The sequence below is a fragment of the Flavobacterium litorale genome (genome assembly GCF_019613795.1).
GTDB classification, from domain to species: domain Bacteria; phylum Bacteroidota; class Bacteroidia; order Flavobacteriales; family Flavobacteriaceae; genus Flavobacterium; species Flavobacterium litorale.
Genome location: NZ_CP080429.1, coordinates 649,842 through 671,358 on the forward strand (window position 1 = coordinate 649,842; position 21,517 = coordinate 671,358).

The 21,517-nt window shown below is 38.1% G+C and carries 16 protein-coding genes; 8 read left to right on the top strand and 8 right to left on the bottom strand.

All coding sequences use genetic code 11. The features are described 5' to 3' along the window. Nucleotides 1–158 precede the first annotated feature (158 nt). The 3 genes from K1I41_RS02850 to dusB form a co-directional block, all read right to left on the bottom strand. Entirely contained in the window at nt 159–344 is a 186-nt protein-coding gene (locus tag K1I41_RS02850) for a hypothetical protein (RefSeq protein ID WP_220641175.1), read from the bottom strand. Between the two features lie 12 nt (nt 345–356). Further along, nucleotides 357–1,073, bottom strand: a complete 717-nt coding sequence (locus tag K1I41_RS02855) for a hypothetical protein (RefSeq protein WP_220641176.1) — start codon at nt 1,071–1,073, stop codon at nt 357–359. A 281-nt stretch (nt 1,074–1,354) separates the two neighbouring features. Continuing rightward, the gene (gene dusB / locus K1I41_RS02860) at nt 1,355–2,341 is read right to left on the bottom strand and encodes a tRNA dihydrouridine synthase DusB (protein WP_220641177.1); all 987 of its coding nucleotides are present in this window, start codon (nt 2,339–2,341) and stop codon (nt 1,355–1,357) included. A gap of 550 nt (nt 2,342–2,891) precedes the next feature. Here dusB and K1I41_RS02865 point away from each other — a divergent pair. The 6 genes from K1I41_RS02865 to K1I41_RS02890 all read left to right on the top strand — a co-directional run bounded on the left by K1I41_RS02865 (nt 2,892) and on the right by K1I41_RS02890 (nt 11,770). Beyond that, nucleotides 2,892–3,104 carry a hypothetical protein gene (locus tag K1I41_RS02865; protein WP_220641178.1) on the top strand — a complete coding sequence of 71 codons (213 nt, stop codon included), beginning with the start codon at nt 2,892–2,894 and terminating at the stop codon, nt 3,102–3,104. 25 nt (nt 3,105–3,129) lie between these two features. Further along, nucleotides 3,130–6,324 carry a T9SS type A sorting domain-containing protein gene (locus tag K1I41_RS02870; RefSeq protein WP_220641179.1) on the top strand — a complete coding sequence of 1,065 codons (3,195 nt, stop codon included), beginning with the start codon at nt 3,130–3,132 and terminating at the stop codon, nt 6,322–6,324. A 174-nt stretch (nt 6,325–6,498) separates the two neighbouring features. After that, entirely contained in the window at nt 6,499–8,295 is a 1,797-nt protein-coding gene (lepA, locus tag K1I41_RS02875) for a translation elongation factor 4 (protein WP_220641180.1), read from the top strand. Between the two features lie 91 nt (nt 8,296–8,386). After that, the gene (locus K1I41_RS02880) at nt 8,387–9,814 is read left to right on the top strand and encodes a pentapeptide repeat-containing protein (RefSeq protein WP_220641181.1); all 1,428 of its coding nucleotides are present in this window, start codon (nt 8,387–8,389) and stop codon (nt 9,812–9,814) included. 212 nt (nt 9,815–10,026) lie between these two features. Next, a complete protein-coding gene (gene thiL, locus K1I41_RS02885; RefSeq protein WP_220641182.1) occupies nt 10,027–11,076 on the top strand; it encodes a thiamine-phosphate kinase in 1,050 nt (349 codons plus the stop codon). A gap of 133 nt (nt 11,077–11,209) precedes the next feature. Then, nucleotides 11,210–11,770, top strand: a complete 561-nt coding sequence (locus K1I41_RS02890) for a hypothetical protein (protein ID WP_220641183.1) — start codon at nt 11,210–11,212, stop codon at nt 11,768–11,770. 314 nt (nt 11,771–12,084) lie between these two features. Here K1I41_RS02890 and K1I41_RS02895 read toward each other — a convergent pair whose 3' ends face one another. Then, the gene (locus K1I41_RS02895) at nt 12,085–13,626 is read right to left on the bottom strand and encodes a glycine--tRNA ligase (protein ID WP_220641184.1); all 1,542 of its coding nucleotides are present in this window, start codon (nt 13,624–13,626) and stop codon (nt 12,085–12,087) included. Nucleotides 13,627–14,035: 409 nt separating this feature from the next. Here K1I41_RS02895 and K1I41_RS02900 point away from each other — a divergent pair, with 409 nt between their 5' ends. Both K1I41_RS02900 and K1I41_RS02905 read left to right on the top strand, forming a co-directional pair. Further along, the gene (locus K1I41_RS02900) at nt 14,036–14,722 is read left to right on the top strand and encodes a ComF family protein (protein WP_220641185.1); all 687 of its coding nucleotides are present in this window, start codon (nt 14,036–14,038) and stop codon (nt 14,720–14,722) included. 64 nt (nt 14,723–14,786) lie between these two features. Then, nucleotides 14,787–16,415, top strand: coding sequence for an Ig-like domain-containing domain (locus tag K1I41_RS02905; protein WP_220641186.1), 1,629 nt, complete (start codon nt 14,787–14,789; stop codon nt 16,413–16,415). Here K1I41_RS02905 and K1I41_RS02910 read toward each other — a convergent pair. The 4 genes from K1I41_RS02910 to K1I41_RS02925 all read right to left on the bottom strand — a co-directional run bounded on the left by K1I41_RS02910 (nt 16,399) and on the right by K1I41_RS02925 (nt 21,505). Next, nucleotides 16,399–17,163 (bottom strand): amidohydrolase, encoded by a 765-nt coding sequence (locus tag K1I41_RS02910; RefSeq protein ID WP_220641187.1) that lies wholly within the window; start codon nt 17,161–17,163, stop codon nt 16,399–16,401. The genes K1I41_RS02905 and K1I41_RS02910 overlap by 17 nt on opposite strands. A 77-nt stretch (nt 17,164–17,240) precedes the next feature. After that, entirely contained in the window at nt 17,241–18,539 is a 1,299-nt protein-coding gene (locus K1I41_RS02915; protein ID WP_220641188.1) for a protein NO VEIN domain-containing protein, read from the bottom strand. Between the two features lie 162 nt (nt 18,540–18,701). Next, entirely contained in the window at nt 18,702–19,445 is a 744-nt protein-coding gene (locus tag K1I41_RS02920) for a succinate dehydrogenase/fumarate reductase iron-sulfur subunit (RefSeq protein WP_220641189.1), read from the bottom strand. 59 nt (nt 19,446–19,504) lie between these two features. Next, nucleotides 19,505–21,505 carry a fumarate reductase/succinate dehydrogenase flavoprotein subunit gene (locus tag K1I41_RS02925; protein WP_220641190.1) on the bottom strand — a complete coding sequence of 667 codons (2,001 nt, stop codon included), beginning with the start codon at nt 21,503–21,505 and terminating at the stop codon, nt 19,505–19,507. Nucleotides 21,506–21,517: the final 12 nt, after the last annotated feature.

Here is a 21,517-nt window from a genome sequence, read left to right on the forward strand (position 1 = left end):
TGTAATACAGCCTGTAGGCTACATATACAGCTCCACTTAAATATATGAGAGTTAATATTGATTTGAAAACAATATCTTGAGAGTTTAGAAATCCCATAAAAAAGAAAATTGTTGCAACGAGTAATCTATAATACATGTTTTATTAGTTAAAAACATTACTATTTAGTTATTCGTTTTTTATCTTTTAACGAATCTATGCCGTAATAAATTAAAATAATAGCTACACAATAATTCATCACTTCATTAATAATTGAAGGGAGCCTATCAAAAATAGCGTTATAAATGTAATATGCCATTTTAAGCACTACTATAATAAGGGTAGCTATAATAATTACTTTTCTCATATTCATATCTAGTTAATCTGCATCAGCATCTGATAGACAAATGCCAAAATCTATAATCATAATGGCTGCACCGATTGGTCCTGCAAATTTACTTAAAGTTTTTGTAAGTGCCTTAGTGATAATTTTTACACCATTCTTTTTTAATTGCTTCATTCCAATTGTAGAAGCGATTCCTAAACCGACAGCTTCAACTACACAGTACCAAATTTCGCTAGGAGTTATAACTGCTGGATAATCATGATTATCTATAGTAATTTGTCCTCCACCTATAACTTCGCCCATTTCAGTAAATATCAAGCTACTTGCTTGTTCTTCAGACATTGTATCAAACTCTGGATACGATGTGTAGACATTGTAAACAAGATTATTAGCTTGTGTTTGATAATCTAATATTACATCGAAATCAAGACCATAAGCTGTATAAACATTTTCCACTTGTTGTATACTCATGTTTTCATCATTCATACTTCTTTTAAAATCTTCTGCTTTATTACCTAGTTTAGATTGCTGATAATAAGAGTAAGCAACGAAGTTGTTTAAATATTCTTCTGTGAATTTAACGAAGTCTGCATTTTTAGATAAATCAAAATTAGACTGAGTATTTGATTTCAGGCTAATCTCATTTGTTTGCTGATTTGTTGTGTCAATATCGTCATTATTACTTTCACATGAAGATAATAAAACAACGCTTAACAACATGATTGGAACATTTTTAATAATTTTTTTCATTGTATGGTATTTGAGTTAAACAATTAATAATCGCAAATTTAATTTACACCTAAAAATAAAAACATCCTCATTAATGGGTATTTTATGAATTTAAGAGAGTATTAATAGATGTTTATGACATTACTTTGAAAAAGTAAAAATCAAACAATGTCGATTAATAATTGCTTTTGTCAATATCATAACTTTAATAAAAAATATTATGACCAATTATGTGTAATTGTCTATTTATTTAAGATTTAAAACCAAAAAAGTTCAATAAAGTTCTTTTGAGTAAAAATAAGCTATACTTGAACACTAAACTTATCTAACACCTCATCCAATGCTGCAAAAACATCGGCAGGGTCATCTTTAGTAACCATACGTTGGCGGTATTCTTTAAAGTGGGGTATGCCTTTAAAGTAGTTGGTATAATGCCTACGGGTTTCTACTACACCCAGACGTTCGCCTTTCCAGTCCATTGCCCAAGTAAGGTGGTTGCGGGCTGCCTCTACCCTATCCTCTATAGTGGGTGCGGGCAAGTGTTCGCCTGTTGCAAAATAGTGTTTTATTTCGTTAAATATCCAAGGGTAACCAATGGCGGCACGCCCTATCATAATACCATCTAAACCGTATTTGTTTTTGTACTCTAGTGCCTTTTCAGGACTATCAATATCGCCATTTCCAAAAATAGGCATGGTTATGCGTGGGTTATTTTTTACGCGGGCTATAGGCTCCCAGTCGGCTTCACCCTTGTACATTTGGGCACGGGTACGCCCGTGTATGGTAAGGGCTTTTATGCCTACATCTTGCAGGCGTTCGGCTACTTCGTCTATGTTTATACTATTATCGTCCCAGCCCAAACGGGTTTTTACGGTAACGGGTAGTGTGGTACTTTCTACTACGGCTTTGGTTAAGCGCACCATAAGGTCAATATCCTTTAACACGCCTGCACCTGCGCCTTTGCATACTACTTTTTTTACAGGGCAGCCAAAGTTAATATCTACAATATCGGGATTTACGGTTGCTACTATTTTTGCCGATAGTGCCATTGCCTCCTCATCGCCTCCAAATATTTGTATGCCTACGGGGCGCTCGTAATCAAAAATATCCAGTTTTTGTTTGCTTTTCATGGCATCGCGAATTAACCCTTCGGACGAAATGAATTCGCTATACATAAGGTCAGCTCCATGCTGTTTGCACAACCGCCTAAAAGGGGGGTCGCTCACATCCTCCATGGGGGCAAGCAACAACGGAAAATCGGGTAACGCTACGTCTCCTATTCTAATCATCAGCTACAATTTTTGCAAAATTACAACATTTTATTATAGTATGTATTTTGCTATACTACTAGGCTAAAGGGACTAGAAATTATTTTATAAAAAAGTGCCCTAAAAAGTAATCCGCAACAGCGGTAAGTACGTAGATAACAATACCAAGATAGAATTTTTTTCTCTTTCGAGAAATATTATTATTACTGTTCTATTCTTTGTTAGGCACCTACACCCCCAGTAGGTGCTTTTTTTATGGTTTTGTTGTAGCCTATTTTTAAAGAGAAATTGATTTGAAAAGAGTACTACACGGCGGTTTACGCATTAACTGATAGTAAAAGTAACTTTATTAGATATATTCCTACAAAAAACAAAAATTCAACAAAACATAAATAATAATATTATTATCTAAATTTTAACTAAAAAAGTAGCGTTTTTTAATCTTAAGAAAGTAAAATACAGGAAAAACACGAATAAACGCAGGGGTTTTATTTATTTTACATTTTTATTGTGTTTTAAAACCATAACACTACTTTTGTAGCTATTATATAAATAATATAACTATTTGAATATGAAGACTCCCCCAACAAAGAAAGTCTTGTTTATGCTACTACTTTTTATAGCTACAGGACTTAGCACAGTAAGTGCACAACCTGATTTTGGAGATGACGTTGATGATGAACCCGCAGCAAGCATTTCGGACTATGCAGGACTTACACTTGCATTAGGTGCTGTTGCAGGCTATTATCTGTTGTCTAAAAAATCTAGGCTGAACAAGGCTTAATTTACAAATTTCTAATACCTAGTATATGAGAAAAATTTACGCATTATTGCTTTTATGCCTAGCGTTTAACTATGCAGAAGCACAAGTAACACAAATTTATACGGATTACAACAACTTTTACACCACGAGTTCTAGTAGTATAAACAGTACACAACCCAACTTATCGCACAACCTTTTGGCGTTTGTATGGAATGGTACAACCTACTCTACAGGGGTAAATGACACAAAACTAACCAACAACGGTGTAACGTTTGAAAACACAAAGTTTAGAGCATTACCTATTACTACCGTACCGTTAACCAGCCCAAATGCTGCGTACTTTGTAGGACTTGGTGCATTAACAGACGGTATTGCCAATGGGGTATCGAACACTGCACTTGATCCTTTGGTTACAACAGGAGAAATTAAAGCAACCTACCTTACTACAGGCGAGAGCGGACTGGATTTAGGTACTTGCCTTACCAACATACCTACAGGAAGTTCACTAACGTTTAACCTAAGTATTAATGGTATTACATTAGCAAACGTTAACGATGGTGTACCTGATATTTTGGTAAGCCAGATAGCACAACCAACAAGCTCGGGGGTAGACCAATTGTACTTTGCCGATATTAATGGTAATCTAGTTGGTAATGCTATTAGCATTAACCTATCTAACAACACCTTATTCCCTACAGTAGGTAACTGGAATGTTGATTTTTATAATAACGATAGTACACAGGATGGTGGTAACTTTATAAATACCAGCCGAACTGTAAAATTCTTTACGGCAGATATCTCGGAATTTGGTATTACAGCAGCAAATTATGCTAATGCCCGCAGGTTAGTATATGAGCCAGGCGGATCGTCTGACCCTGCGTTTATTGCATACAACGAGCCCTCTATAGGTGTGGCACAACAACTTGTAGTTAAAACGCAGCCTACAGAGTCTGACTGTGATGGTACTATGCCAAGTAGTTTTACGGTTCAGTTAGCCGATTCGTTTGGTGACGATGTTGAGCAAGCGGGTTACGATATTACTGCTTTTATGGAAACAGGACCTGGAGAATTATTGGGTACGGTTACACGCACCACCGATGCCACAGGACTAGCAACATTTGACGATTTGACATTTGAAGTTGGTGGCGACCATACTATTCGATTTGAAAATACAAGTTTAAAACCTGGTATTACCTCAAACATTGTAGGAGATACCAGTTGTAATGATAATGAGTGGACGGGTAACAGCGGTACGGCATGGAACGATGTTAATAACTGGACAGTAGCAGAGATACCTAACTCCAACAACAACGTTACAATACCAGCTGGGCGCCCTAACTACCCTGTATTAACAGCAAGTGCAGGAGCTAAAAACCTTATAATGGGAGCTAATACCAGTATTGATTTAAATGGTAATTTATTTACTATTAAGGAAGCTATTACTAAAGATGCTACTGCATATATTGATGCTGGAGATGAAGGTTCTGAGTTATTCATGTCGGGTAGTAGTGCACAAACTGTTCCTAACGGATTTTTACTTAACGACGAAATAGATAACTTTACCGTAGAAAATGCAGCAGGTGTTACTACACTTAATGCAATGAAATTAAGCGGTATTTTAGATGTACGATCGGGTAACTTTGAAACAAATGATATTGTTACATTAGTATGCTCGTTTAGCCCCAATAAAATAGGACAAATAGACAATATTGAGAGTGGTGCTAGTATATCAGGGCTTATTACTACAGAGCAATGTTTCCCAGCACGTCGTGCATTCCGATTCATTACCTCTACTGTAACAACAACATCAAGCATTCGCGAAAACTGGCAGGAAGATGCAGCATCGTATAACGACGACCCTAACCCAGGTTATGGTACGCACATTACAGGATATGGCTCATCAGGTTCTGATCCAGAAGAAACAGATGGTACAAACGGTTTCGACTGGCAGCCATCAGGGGCATCATCAATGTTCACATTCAATAACAGCACACAATCATGGGCTCCAGTAAATAACACAACAAGTGTATTAACAGCTGGAACGCCATACCGTGCACTTATACGAGGTTCACGTAGTGTAGACCTTACGTCTAACGCAGCATCACCTTCAAACACCAAGCTACGTGCTACAGGAACCATTGCAAGTGGTACCGTTGTAATAGGAGGTCTATCCTCTACTTCTGGCGATTATAACTTTGTAGCCAATCCGTACCATGCTATTGTAGATATGAATAAGGTAATGAACAATGTATCTACAACCAACCTTACTGGTTTCTATTACGTTTGGGATCCAACCTTAGGAGGTACACCCGTAGTAGGCGAAGCAGGTGGTCGTGGCGCATATGTAACAGTTAATGCCTCTACAGGCGAAAAAAGCAACTCAAGCTCAGCAGTAACACGCTTTGTACAACCTTACCAAGCATTTTTTGTGCAAACAGCTTCGCAAGGAACTGCACCTGCACTTACATTCAGAGAGTTTTATAAAGATACCGATGCTAGTGCAACAGCCGTTTTCAGAATGACGGGCAACCCATACATAGCATTAGACCTTTACGCTGAAACAGCATTTTCAAATGAAAATACAGCAGCCGATGGTTTAAGAATCGACTTTAAAGAAGGCGAAAGCAATGATGTTGACTTTAACGATGCTAAGAAATTCGGTAACATCGACGAGAATATTTCGCGCCTTAACGGTGAGGACTATGTTGCAATGGAAAATAGAAGTTTACCACAAGTAGACGAAGTATTACCACTTGCAGTATCGCGTTACAGAAAATCAGACTATGTAATGGCGTTTGAATTGGGTTACTTTAACGAGCTAGATGTTTACATTAAAGATTACTACCTAAACGAAGAAACGTTACTAGAGCAAGGTAATACAACAAACTTTAACTTTAGCGTAGATGCAGAAGTAGAAGCAAGTACCGATAGTGCACGTTTTGCAATCGTATTCAGAGCAGCAGCATTAAATACAGATAACCCAGTACAAGCAGATAGTTTTAGCCTATTCCCTAACCCATTAAGCGGAAGCGAGCTATACATCAACGCATCAGGTGCATACCAAACCGCAGATGTAGCTATTTACAACACACTAGGGCAACAAGTATTTAACGGTTCGGAATCATTTAGCGGTAGCAACCAAATTATGCTAAACGTTAACAATTTAGAGGCAGGTATATACATCCTGAAACTAAAAACCGATACAGGTGCAACCCACACTACACGATTCATAAAAAGATAATACACATCTTTTATAAATACCAAAACAGCACCCAATTGGGTGCTGTTTTTTTATGCCCCAAACCTAAAAACGTTACACCCTATATAACTCAACAACTTTAACTATATTTGCCGATTAATTAGCTACCTTTAGTAGCACCATATTGGGTATGCCCAAAACAGATAAATAACGAAGATGAAGCACATACGAAATTTTTGCATTATAGCCCATATCGACCATGGCAAGAGTACACTAGCCGACAGGTTGTTGGATGCTACCCAAACCGTAACCGCACGCGAGCAGCAAAACCAGTTATTAGATAATATGGATTTGGAGCGTGAGCGTGGTATTACCATAAAAAGCCACGCTATACAAATGGATTATGTACATAACGGCGAAAAATACACCCTTAACCTTATAGATACCCCCGGGCACGTAGATTTTTCATACGAAGTATCACGTTCCATAGCAGCCTGCGAGGGCGCACTACTTATTGTAGATGCCGCCCAAAGCATACAAGCACAAACCATAAGTAACCTGTACTTAGCCCTAGAGAACGACCTCGAAATAATACCCGTACTCAACAAAATAGATTTACCAAGTGCCAACCCCGAAGAGGTAAGCGATGATATTGTAGATTTATTAGGATGCAGCCACGACGATATTATACCCGCTAGTGGTAAAACAGGATTGGGCGTAGATAAAATACTCGAAGCCATAATAAACCGCGTACCCGCACCAAAAGGCGTAGAGGACGAACCGTTACAAGCACTAATTTTCGACTCCGTATACAACCCATTTCGTGGTATAGAGGTTATATTCCGAGTAATAAACGGCTCCATAACCAAAGGGCAGAAAATTAAGTTTATGGCAACAGGCAAAGAGTACTTTGCCGACGAGATTGGTACGCTAAAACTAAACCAAGTACCCAAACAAGAAGTAAAAACAGGCGATGTGGGTTACCTCATCTCAGGAATAAAAGAAGCCCGCGAAGTAAAAGTAGGTGATACCATTACTGATGCTAAAGAACCTACGCAAAACATGATTGCAGGTTTCGAAAACGTAAAACCAATGGTATTTGCAGGGATTTACCCCGTAGATACAGAGGATTACGAGGAGCTACGCGCCAGTATGGAAAAATTACAACTTAACGATGCATCGTTAGTATTTGCACCCGAAAGTTCGGCAGCACTAGGCTTTGGTTTCCGTTGTGGATTTTTAGGCATGCTGCACATGGAAATTATACAGGAACGTTTGGAGCGTGAGTTCGACATGACGGTAATTACCACCGTACCCAACGTATCCTACCATGCCTACAGTAAAAAAGAGCCCGATACCGCAATTATAGTAAACAACCCGAGTGACCTACCCGAACCCAGTAAAATGGAGCGCGTAGAAGAGCCATTTATAAAAGCAACCATAATAACCAAAAGCGATTTTGTAGGGCAGGTAATGAGCCTGTGTATAGAAAAGCGGGGTATAATAACCAACCAAACCTACCTAACACCCGAACGTGTAGAGCTAACGTTTGATATGCCTTTAGCAGAAATTGTATTCGATTTTTATGATCGATTAAAAACCGTTTCCAAAGGCTATGCCTCGTTCGATTATTCCCCTATCGGGATGCGTACCTCCAACCTCGTTAAGGTGGATGTACTGCTAAACGGACAGGTAGTCGATGCCCTTTCGGCACTAATCCACGCCGATAATGCCTACCACATTGGTAAAAAAATGTGCGAAAAGCTAAAAGAGCTTATTCCACGCCAACAGTTCGATATCCCGATACAAGCAGCCATTGGTGTAAAAGTAATTAGTCGCGAAACCATAAAAGCCCTCCGTAAAGATGTTACCGCAAAATGTTACGGTGGTGATATTTCGCGTAAGCGTAAACTATTGGAAAAACAGAAAAAAGGTAAAAAACGTATGCGCCAAGTAGGTAACGTAGAGATACCACAAGAAGCCTTTATGGCGGTGTTGAAGTTGAATGATTAAACTTTAGAAAAAAGATAATAGATTTTAGATAATAGAACCCGATACTGATGTGTCGGGTTTTTTGTTATATTTAATTATAAATTACTAAATAATGAGCTGGACTGAAAAAAAATTCTATGAAACATTACTTTATGACGGAAAAATAAAAGATCAAACAATAAATTTTGGTGAAGTTGACATTGAGATTATAGGATTTACTAATGATACTATTGAATTAGTAAATTGCCATATTACAGCTAAAAATATATCCTTTAAGGATATAAAGAATCAAAATCTATCAATAAGATTTACTTCTTGTTCCCTGAACACAAAACTTAGATTCGAAAACTGCAAGTTTCAGAATTTAGAGTTTATGAATATAACTAATTTAATAGCTCTTTACATGATAGATTATGCTAGTAATGAAAAAAGTCTTTTAGAATTAAACAGATTTTACTTTTTATACGATAACGAAACTAAAGAAACACACTTAGAAACTTATTTTTATTTTAATGGATGTAATTTTTTAAGTGAATTTTATTTAAAAAAAGTAAAACATTATGGAAGCAACTTTATTTTAGAAAATAATGTTTTTGGTTCAAATAGTAAATATTATGAAAGCTTCTCAATCAATTCTTCAAAATTAAATAATGTTGCTATTGCTAAAAATCAATTTAAATCAATTTTCCTATTTAGGAATTGCTCTTTCACTTTTAAGATAAAAGACAAATTAAAGTATAGGAACACTATCTTTATAGAAAACGTCTTTAATAAAATAGCTTTTTCAGGTTGCAATTTTGAAGATAAGACTTCGTTTTTAGACTGTACTTTTAATGATGTCGCAAATTTTGAAAGAATAGAAAATTTAAATAATTCAAGTTTATTATTTACAGGGTGTGAATTCTCTAAATACACCACCTTTTCGAATGCTTTGGTTAGTAGTCTATCTTTTAAGAGAACAACTTTTCACAACATAGCATCATTCCAAGAGGCAGAATTTAAAACATTAATTTTGGATAAAGTATCTTTCGAGAAATTTGCATACTTTGATGGGATAAAAATTACAAAAAGAACATGTAATAGAGCTACCTTAAGAACAATTAAACAACAGCTCCAAAGTGCCGAGAATAAAATTGATTATAACCGTTTTAGAGCTTACGAGTTAGCTGCTTATAATAAAGAACTAAAATGGAACAAGAATTTTAGAGATAAATTTATCTTAAGCGCAACGTGGCTTGCTACAGGTTTTGACTATAGCTGGATGCGGGCATTAGTATTTACGTTACTCTCTGGATTTTTGTTTTACAGCCTATTTTTTATTTGGGAAAGCTATATGTATCCTTTTGACCTAAGTTATTGGAAAAAGTTCTTATCAGGGTATTTCAGGTTTTTATTAATTACTGATTTCTATAATCCATTAGCCAAAGAAAGAGAATTTTTAACTCATCCATTAAGCTGGTTTCTTTTCATACTAGGTAAAGTAGTAATAGCCTTTGGTATTTACGAAATGATACAGGCATTCCGCAAGTTTAAAGCATAACAATCCTGCAAGGTTTCTAAAACCTTGTAGGTATAAAAAATTACCACTTCCCGTTACAATCCGTTAGTAATAACAGCAACAGAACCTACGAGGTTACCAAAACCTCGCAGGATAATAAATCCAACGGTAGTAACTTTCTAACTTTCAACTTTAAGACTTTCCAACTAATATGTACCTTTGCCCCTTATAAACTTTACGACTTTTAAACAACTATGTTAGAAGACAAAAATCAAGAACGCACTAGCCTATCCAGCCTAGGCGAGTTTCAACTAATAGAACACCTTACTAAAGATATTGAAGCCAAACAACCTACTACCCTAAAAGGTATTGGCGACGACGGCGCAGTACTCAATTTTAAGGACAAGCGCACTGTAGTAAGCACCGATATGCTTGTAGAAGGCGTCCATTTCGACCTTGCCTATATGCCCCTAAAGCATTTGGGCTACAAAGCCGTGGTAGTAAACCTATCGGACATTTGTGCCATGAATGCCAAACCTACGCAAATAACCGTATCCATAGCCGTATCCAATCGTTTTCCGTTAGAGGCGTTAGAGGAGCTGTATAGCGGTATCCGCTATGCTGCCCGTATATACGATGTTGACATTGTAGGGGGCGACACCACCTCATCGCAAAAAGGGATGATACTTTCCATTACCGCCATAGGCGAATCGGAAGAAGATGATATTACCTACCGTGTAGGCGCAAACCCTACTGATCTGCTTGTTATGAGTGGCGATGTTGGAGCTGCCTATATGGGGCTACAGGTTTTGGAACGCGAAAAACAAGTATTTGAAGTTAACCCGAACAACCAACCCGATTTAGAGGCGTACGATTACCTTATTGAGCGCCAATTAAAGCCCGAAGCCCGTAAGGATGTAAAAGATCTATTAAAAGCCTTAGAGATTAAACCTACGGCAATGATTGATATTTCGGACGGGTTATCGTCGGAGATACTGCATATTTGTAAGCAAAGTAATGTGGGATGTAACCTGTACGAAAATAAAATTCCGCTCGACCCACAGCTAATAAGTGTATGCGAGGAATTTAATTTGGACAGCACTACCGTTGCCTTAAATGGTGGCGAAGATTACGAATTGCTGTTTACGATTACAATGGAAGACTTTGAGAAGATTAAAGCCAACCCCAACTTTAGTATTATTGGGCACATGACGCAAGAAAGCGAAGGCGTACACCTTATTACACGTGACGATACCAAAATTCCACTTAAAGCACGCGGATGGGATGCCGTTGACGAAGCATAATAGTGGTAAAAAAGTGACGAAAAAGAGATAGCAAAAGTTAGCTCTTTTTTTGATTATGGCACAAATTAAAAAAATTAACATACTGGTTATTAAGATTATTTAAAAATAATTTAGCTTTACCGTAAAAAAAAAGATGAAAAAGATTGTTTTGTTAACTTTAATGGCTTTCGGGTTGGGTGGTTATGCCCAAACGGAAACCGACACTACACGCGTTACAATTTTAGAGCGAAAACACGAAGTAAAGTTGGGAGCCGTAAAACTATTGGCAGGTCCTATTTTTGAGGGTACGTATGAGTACATTCATACCCGCGATTTTACTTTTGGAAGCTCTGTTTTGTATTCGTTTATTGATGGCGAAGATTATCCTGAAAACTTCTCGATAACGCCTTTTGCACGTTTCTATTTTCAGGAATCGAAAGAATATGGCGCACAAGGTTTTTTTGTAGAAGGATTTTTAAAGTACGTAAATGGTACCGATTTTGACAACCGTTATTTTCCTGAAGACAACAGTTATCGAGATGTGGAGCGCGATTTTAATACGGCTGCCGTAGGGCTAAGTTTAGGTAAAAAATGGATAAACAATACGGGTTTCGTATTCGAAATTCTTATAGGTGGTGGGCGTAATTTTGCTGGCGACGATTTTGCTCCCGATGCTGTTTTCCGTGGCGATTTTAATATTGGTTACCGATTTTAAGTATAAAAAAGCCTCCAAAACGGAGGTTTTTTTATGTTGTATTATAAGATTACTTCGTCGTTCCTCCTCGCAATGACGTACGGTATGTCATCGCGAGTGTAGTGCAACGGAATGTGGCGATCTATTTTATTCGTTTTAGTAAATCGTTTTACAATAAATGATAGCGACTACAGATTGCTTTGTCGTTCCTCCTCGTAATGACGTGCATTGTGTCATTGCGAGTGTAGTTGTAACTGGGCTTAGTAATCCATATTATCACTACGCAAAAAATGCCTCCATAATATGGAGGCATTTTTATATCGAAAAGTAAATTACTACATCTTCATTAACCAGTTGCGTACCGAAACCTCGTCATCAATAATGTTACGGAGTTCGGTTATGGCAACCCTATCCTGTGCCATCGTATCGCGGTGGCGTATGGTTACGGTTTTATCTTCCAACGTTTGATGATCTACAGTAATACAAAAGGGGGTACCCAGGGCATCTTGCCTGCGGTAGCGGCGTCCTACGGCATCTTTCTCATCGTAGGCTACATTAAAGTCCCATTTAAGGTCATCAATAATTTCACGCGCTACATCGGGTAAACCGTCTTTTTTTACCAATGGCAGTACGGCTGCTTTGGTTGGGGCTAGTACAGCTGGCAAACGCAATACGGTACGTGTAGAGCCATCTTCTAACGTTTCCTCTTGCAAGGCAGTAGCAAATACAGCAAGGAACATTCTGTCCAATCCTATAGAGGTTTCTACTACGTAAGGCACGTAGTTTTTATTGAGTTCGGCATCAAAAAACTGTAGTTTTTTACCCGAGTGTTCTTCATGCGCTTTCAAGTCGAAATCCGTACGGGAATGGATACCCTCTAGCTCTTTAAACCCGAATGGGAAGTTAAATTCAATATCGGCAGCAGCATTGGCGTAGTGCGCTAGTTTTTCGTGGTCGTGAAAACGGTAGTTCTCCTTGCCCAAGCCTAACGACATGTGCCATTTTAAACGGTTTTCTTTCCAGTAATCGTACCACTTCATTTCATCGCCCGGGCGTACAAAAAACTGCATTTCCATCTGTTCAAATTCACGCATACGGAAAATAAACTGGCGCGCCACAATTTCGTTACGGAAGGCTTTACCCGTTTGGGCAATACCAAAAGGTATTTTCATCCTGCCCGTTTTTTGCACATTAGCAAAGTTTACAAATATACCTTGTGCCGTTTCGGGGCGTAGGTATAAATCCATGGCATGGGCAGCCTCTGCGCCTAGTTTTGTACCAAACATTAGGTTAAATTGGCGTACTTCTGTCCAGTTTTTGCTTCCCGTTTCGGGGTCGGCAATACCAAGCTCCTCAATAAGGGCTTTAACATCGGTAAGGTCTTCCGCTTCTAACGAGCGTGCCATACGCTCTAAAATTTCTTTCTTTTTGCTCAAATAACCTACAACGCGCGGGTTGGTCGTTACAAACTCTTCCTCGTTAAAGGCTTCGCCAAAGCGTTTTTGTGCTTTTTCTATTTCTTTTTGGGCTTTAATGTTTAGTTTTTCGGCATAATCCTCAACCAATACATCGGCTCTGTATCGTTTTTTACTGTCTTTATTATCAATTAAAGGGTCGTTAAACGCCTCGGTATGCCCCGATGCTTTCCATGTGGTAGGGTGCATAAATATAGCGGCATCTATACCCACTATATTTTCGTGCATTTGCACCATTGCTTTCCACCAATAATCGCGGATGTTCTTTTTTAACTCGGCACCATTCTGCCCATAGTCATACACTGCGCTTAAACCATCATATATTTCGCTGGACTGGAAAATGTATCCATATTCTTTTGCGTGCGAAATTACATTCTTAAAAATATCGTCTTGTTTTGCCATGCCACAAAAATATAAAAAGCGATTATAATCGGGGCAGTTAAGGCAGCATAAAAACGCACTTAATTTGTGTATCCTGCAAGGTTTTAAAAACCTTGTAGGTGTTTAGTGCAAACTATAGAATATAGAAAGACCTACAAGGTGTGCTAGAACCTTATAGAAAAGGAGTTATACTATTTTCTTACTAAGATTGTAGTGCAACTTACAAGTCAATAAATCCCTTGTAGTTTCGTTAAAGAGCTACATACAATTCAAAAAACTTTCATTTTATATCCCTTCATGGTTTTAAAAACCTTGTAGGTGTTAGTATGTGAATTTACGAGGTAATGAATACCTACAAGGTCTTGTAGCCCTTGCAGGAAAAACAACGCTATTTTTTATATCTTTAAAACCCACTATTTAATTACGCTATATGCTAAAAAGTCTTGCTGCGTTACTATTCCCAAAAACCTGTGCGGGCTGTGCTAGTACCCTATCGGGTGGCGAGTCTATTATTTGCACAACATGCAGCCACCAAATGCCCTATACGCAACACCACGAAATAGCCGAAAACGAAATTTTTAAACGGTTTTATGGCAGGTTGCCTTTGCAGTATGCATCGGCATTGGTGTATTTTAACAAACGGGGCATTGTACAACAGCTTATACACAGCCTAAAATACAAAGGGCAACAGGATATTGGTACCCTTATGGGGCAATGGTATGTACCCTATTTACAACAAGTAACAGTATTACAAACCGTAACCGATGTTGTACCCGTGCCACTCCACCCTAAAAAACTTCGCGAACGCGGTTACAACCAAGTTGATGCTTTTGCTAAAACCATTGCACAAGGGCTAAACGCCAATTACAATACCACTACTTTAGTACGTACTACCTATACCAAAACACAAACCAAAAAGAACTTGGCAAACCGTGCCAGCATTATAGGCAGTGCATTTGATGTGGCGTACAACGAAACTACACCAACAAGCAAACACTTTTTGCTAATAGACGACGTTATGACTACGGGTGCAACCCTAGAGGCATGCGGAAAAGCCATCCTAAAAATACCAAACAGCACCCTAAGTATTGTTACTATAGCGTACACCCACATTTAAATTTTAAAAAACATTTCTGTTACACTAAATATAATTGTTATTTTGTGCTGTTAAAGAATACACTATGCCGAAGAACAGCTTACTGCTTTACGCATTTTTTATAACCATGGTAGTAACGGTATGTACCAGTTGCGCCAAACGTGGCTCTATAACAGGAGGTGCAAAAGATACCATTCCGCCGAGTATTGTACGTAGCTCGCCCCGTAACATGAGTACCGAGTTTAGGGGTAACGAAATTCGTATTGATTTTGATGAGTACGTTAAAATTAAAAACGCTAACAAACAGCTCATTATATCGCCACCTATGGAAACCGCGCCTATTATTACCCCAACAGGTAGCGCAAGCAAGTACATTAGGATAAAAATACGCGATACCCTACAACCCAATACCACCTACAGTTTTAATTTTGGGCAAAGTATTACCGATAATAACGAAGGTAACCCCTACTCGCAATTTCGTTTTGTATTCTCCACAGGTACGTATATCGACTCTTTACGCCTTGACGGCAGAATTAAAGATGCACAAAGCCAAAAAGCCGACGATTTTGTAACCGTTATGCTATACGAGGATAACGAAACGTATAACGATTCTACAGTATTTAACGAACGACCACGTTACGTTACCAATACGCTAGATAGTATGGTGGTGTTCTCCTTACAAAACCTAAAAAAAGGTAAGTATCATTTATTTGCCTTAAAGGACGAAAATAACAATTATCGTTACGACCCTAAATCGGATAAAATAGGCTTTTTACCGTATACCATTACTGTACCTAACGATACTATTTACGAGCTAGAACTCTTTAAAGAGCAACTACCTTTTGAGGCGAAAAGACCCAAACAAGCATCGTCCAACAGGTTGTATGCAGGCTTTGCAGGAACGCCCAAAGCAGAAGATATAAAAATTACTGTTGCCGACGCTGCCACTAACGAGCCTATAAAAACCATTACTACCGTTTTAAAGGATAAAGATTCGGTACAGGTGTGGCTACCCCGTAACATTACTACCGACTCGTTAAAGGTAAATATGGCGTATCGGGATTCGATTAACGATTTTACGATGCGCTTTAAGGAGATGAAAGCCGCCGACTCACTATCGGTAAACGCGTTGCAAACAGGAACGCTCCATTTTCGAGAAAAATTCACTTTAAAAACCACTACGCCACTAACTGCTATAGACAGTACCAAGATAAGCCTCATCCAAAAAGATTCTGCCAACGTACCTTTTACGTATGCCTACGATGATTTTAAACAGGAGTTGAAGTTCGATTTTGAAAAGGAGGAAGAACAGCAATACACCTTTACCTTACTACCAGGTGCGTTACGCGATTTTTACGACACCGAGAATGATACATTAACCTACAGGCTTAAAACAACGCTGTTGAGCGATTATGGTAACCTACGGGTAAAACTTACTAACGCCGACCGTTTCCCGTTGCTGTTGCAAATAACCAACGCTAAAGAGGAGGTACAGGCAGCATACTACTCGGAGGGCGAAACCGAAATTAATTTTGATGGTATACTCCCCACCCAATACCTATTACGCGTTATTTACGATGATAACAAAAATGGCAAATGGGACACAGGTAACTACCTCCAAAAAATACAACCCGAACAAATTATTTACTTTACGAAACCTATAGATGTACGGGCAAACTGGGATGTCAACCAAGTATTTAATCTTGCAGAGTAAAACTATCCCTATCGTTTAAAAAGCCAAATTTTGCACGGGCTTTATCTTGTAATTCTTTATCAAGGGTTACAGTAAACACACCCTCTTTTTCTGTAGGCGGCATAACATAATTTCCCATAGCAGCTACCACCTGCGAGTGCCCGTTGTGTGGGTAACCATTGTTATCTTCGCCCACTCGGTTAACGCCTATGGTGTAGCACATATTCTCTATAGCACGGGCGCGTAACAGGGCATCCCAAGCAGCTATGCGTATTTTAGGCCAATTGGCAACGTACAGTAGTAAATCATAATCTTCGGTATTGCGTGCAAAAACAGGAAAACGAAGGTCGTAGCATATTAGCGGGCATATTTTCCAACCTTTATATTCCAAAACCAACTTATCAATACCTGCGGTGTAGTGTTCCTCTTCGCCCGCAAGGGTAAATAAATGGCGTTTATTGTAGATTTTATATTCCCCGTTTGGGTACACAAAAAACAAACGGTTATAATACTTGCCATTCTCTTTAATGGCTAAGCTACCTGTTACAGCACAATTTTTTTGTATTGCTATTTCCTGCATCCATTGCACCGATGTTCCGGTGGTAGCTTCTGCTACCTTTTCGGGTTGCATAGTAAATCCTGTGGCAAACATTTCGGGGAGTACTATTACATCAGTAGCCGCAATAATATTAATTTTTTCCGTAAGATTATCCCGATTGGCTTGGGGGTTCTCCCATACTAAAGGCTGTTGGATTAAAGTAATTTTCATGCTGTCTGTTAATGTAATTTATTTTATAAATTTAGATAAAACCAACTATAAAAATGGAATATCTATTAAGTATAGCATCATAAGAGCTTCGAAGTAAATATTATTCTATCTGCTTTTAATTTTATATTTCTATGAGTGTAAGGAATTAACTTTCCATCTTTCATGTCTTCCAATAAATCCATAAAACGTACATAAGTAGGATTAGAAATCACATTATTAACAAAACATAATCGGTATTTCCCCTTATTTTCTAAGTAAAACAACCATTCCTTATTTGTAAGGAAAAATTCACTCATATTATTTATTGTTCCTTTACATTCATAATAATATGTACTATTACCATCGCTTATCTCAAAATCATAAGGCATAAACTGCTCCTGATCTTTATTGAGCCAATTAACTTTCCAATTGCTTTTTGAAAGTTCTTTATACAAAAATTCCTCTGCTAATCGCCCAATTTTATTGTTTAGTTCTGTGTTTTCATCAATTGTAATATTATGTAAAACCTCTGTTTTAGAATTTAACAAATTGACAATATTATCTAACTGATTTGTTATTAATTCTAATGATTTAGTATTTCGTAAAACCTGTAAATTTAAATTACTTTCAGCATTAAGTTTATTATTGGGATTTTTATCATTATTAGATGCTTCTTGGATAACTGTATCTATATTGGAATTTTTTGCAAATGATGAAATGTTTAATTTCAAAGCATCTGAAGTAATATTTGATTTTAAATTGAATAATAAGCTATTTAGTTGAGAAACCTCGTAATTCATTGAAATTAAATTTGTATAAGTTCCTTTGGTTTCTGAACAAATATTTTCACATTGCTTTTGTATATCTTCAGTTTGAGAAATGCCTACAAAATGAATTACTATATTTTTCTTAAGCTTTTTCAATAAGTTACTTATAACAATGTGCCAATTTTTATCAATCTTGCCTTCCCAATAACCTTCACCATCACTAAATATAACTATATGATGATTTAAGGAAGCAGAATGATTTATTTTATATAATAGTGACCTTCTAAGAGGAGTGCCGCCAGGCTCAGGATTATCGATTTTTTTTATAGAATTAAGTAGTTTAAATTTGTCGTATGTATAGGAATATTGAGTTGTTAAATCAGGATATTCAACATATCTTTTATTTTTTATTATCGGATTGCCTTCTGAATCAAGTTTCTTCCTATTTAAAAAAGTTTCAATAGAAATTGTATCGACAAAATCTAATTTTGGCAATAAAGAACTTATAAGAATTTTCTTCACTAAGTCAGTGCGAGTATGTTGTTCATCTATAAGGTATTTATTCTCAAATTCAGTTCCTTTCATAATACCCATACTTCCCGAAGCATCAATAAGTATATCTAAATGCATATCAAATGTTATATTTTAAATTTCATCTAATTTTTAAGCGTTGCACCTAATTAAAAACTGACATAATAATTAAAGTACTTTTCTATAAACATACCAAGATATAATAAAAAAGCGTACCTCAATGAGATACGCTTTTCAAATATATTTAGAAATATAAGTTTCTTATTTAAGGCTTGCCACTAAATACTCTCTGTTCATACGGGCAATGTTCTCTAACGAGATTCCTTTAGGGCACTCTACCTCGCAAGCACCTGTGTTAGTACAGGCACCAAAGCCTTCTTCGTCCATTTTAGATACCATATTAAGTACACGATCGGTAGCTTCTACTTGCCCTTGGGGTAGTAGTGCAAACTGCGATACTTTTGCCGAAACAAATAGCATTGCCGATGCGTTTTTACAACTTGCTACACAGGCACCGCAACCAATACAGGTAGCAGCATCAAAGGCTTTATCTGCATTGTCTTTCTCAATAGGAATTGCATTGGCATCTTGTGTATTACCCGACGTGTTTACCGATATAAAACCACCTGCATGCTGTATTCTGTCAAAAGCAGTTCTGTCAACCACAAGGTCTTTAATTACAGGGAATGCTTTGGCACGGAAAGGCTCTATGTATATGGTATCGCCATCTTTAAATTTTCGCATGTGGAGCTGACAGGTCGTTACACCCCTATCAGGACCATGTGCTTCGCCATTGATGAATAACGAACACATCCCGCAAATACCTTCGCGACAATCGTGATCGAAAGCTACAGGCTCTTCACCTTTATTATTTAAATCTTCATTTAATACGTCGAGCATTTCTAAGAACGACATATCGCCTGAAACATCGCTGATTTGGTAATCAACCATTTTTCCTTTATCCTGAGCGTTTTTCTGACGCCATATTTTTAATGTAAGATTCATCTTTATTGTATTTAGTAGTGAGTATTGAGACTCGTATCTAAAAGCTCAACACTAAAATCTTATTTATAACTTCGCTGTACTAGTTTTACATCGTTAAACTCAAGTTCTTCTTTGTGTAGTACTGCGTCGCTGGGTTTTCCTTTATATTCCCAAGCGGCTACATAGGCAAAGTTTTCGTCATCACGTTGTGCTTCTCCTTCTTCCGTTTGGTACTCTTCTCTAAAGTGTCCGCCACACGATTCATTTCGGTGCAGTGCATCTTTAGCAAATAGCTCTCCAAGCTCTAAAAAGTCGGCAACACGCATTGCTTTCTCTAGCTCTTGGTTAAATCCGTCCATCGTTCCCGGTACTTTTACATCGTTGTAAAACTCTTCGCGTAAGGCTGCAATTTCTTCAATAGCTTCGTTAAGCCCTTGGGCGTTACGTGCCATACCTACTTTATTCCACATAATTTTACCTAAACGTTTGTGGAAATAGTCTACAGAGTGTGTACCGTTGTTATTTATAAAACGTTCTAGTTGTGTACGTACGTTTTTCTCTGCCTCCTCAAATTCTGGTAAATCAGTAGAGATTTTGCCTGTACGAATATCTTGTGCTAAGTAATCGCCAATAGTATAGGGCAATACAAAGTAACCATCGGCAAGTCCTTGCATTAATGCAGAAGCACCTAGCCTGTTGGCTCCGTGATCGGAGAAGTTAGCTTCGCCAATAGCGTAGCAACCCTCAACGGTAGTCATTAGGTTATAATCTACCCAAACACCTCCCATAGTATAGTGTACTGCTGGGTAAATCATCATGGGTGTTTCGTATGGGTTTTCGTCAACAATTTTCTCGTACATCTGGAACAGGTTACCGTATTTGTTGGCAATAACCTCTGTACCTAGTTTTTTAACAAGTGCATCGTCGTCTGCATTAAGCCCTTTTATATTGGCTTGCTCTTTACCGTAACGCATTATTGCCGAAGCAAAGTCTAGGTAAACCGCCTCGCCTGTTTTGTTTACACCGTAACCAGCATCACAACGCTCTTTAGCGGCACGCGATGCTACATCACGTGGTACAAGGTTACCAAACGATGGGTATCTTCTCTCAAGGTAGTAATCTCTATCTTCCTCTTTAAGCTGTGTTGGTTTAAGCCTGCCTTCGCGAATGGCTTGGGCATCTTCAATATTTTTAGGTACCCATATACGACCGTCGTTACGCAATGATTCTGACATTAGCGTTAGTTTGGACTGGTGGTCGCCCGATACGGGTATACAGGTTGGGTGTATTTGTGTGTAGCATGGGTTAGCAAAGTACGCTCCTTTTTTGTGTACTTTCCAAGCTGCGGTAGCATTACTACCCATTGCATTGGTAGATAAGAAGAATACGTTACCGTACCCGCCTGATGCTATTACTACGGCGTGTGCCGAGTGCCTCTCGATAGCTCCTGTAACAAGGTCTCTTGCTATAATACCTCTTGCTTTACCATCTACCTTAACAAGGTCGAGCATTTCGTGGCGGTTGTACATTTTTATTTTACCACGACCTATTTGGCGGTTCATGGCAGAGTAGGCACCAAGTAGTAATTGTTGCCCTGTTTGCCCTTTGGCATAAAAGGTACGCGAAACAAGTACCCCACCAAACGAACGGTTATCTAACAATCCGCCATACTCTCGTGCCAATGGTACACCTTGCGCCACACATTGGTCGATAATATTAGCCGAAAGTTCTGCAAGGCGATATACGTTTGCTTCGCGCGCACGGTAGTCGCCCCCCTTAACGGTATCGTAAAACAAACGGTAACTAGAGTCACCATCACCTTGGTAGTTTTTTGCTGCGTTTATACCACCCTGTGCTGCAATGGAGTGTGCACGACGGGGTGAATCCTGAAAGCAAAATGCTTTTACGTTATAGCCCAACTCGGCAAGGGTTGCCGCAGCCGAACCTCCTGCAAGCCCTGTACCTACAACAATAACATCTATGTTACGTTTGTTGGCTGGGTTTACTAGGTTAATTTTATTTTTATGATTGGTCCACTTATCTGCAACGGAACCGTTTGGTGTTTTAGAATCTAAAGCCATATGAATATACTT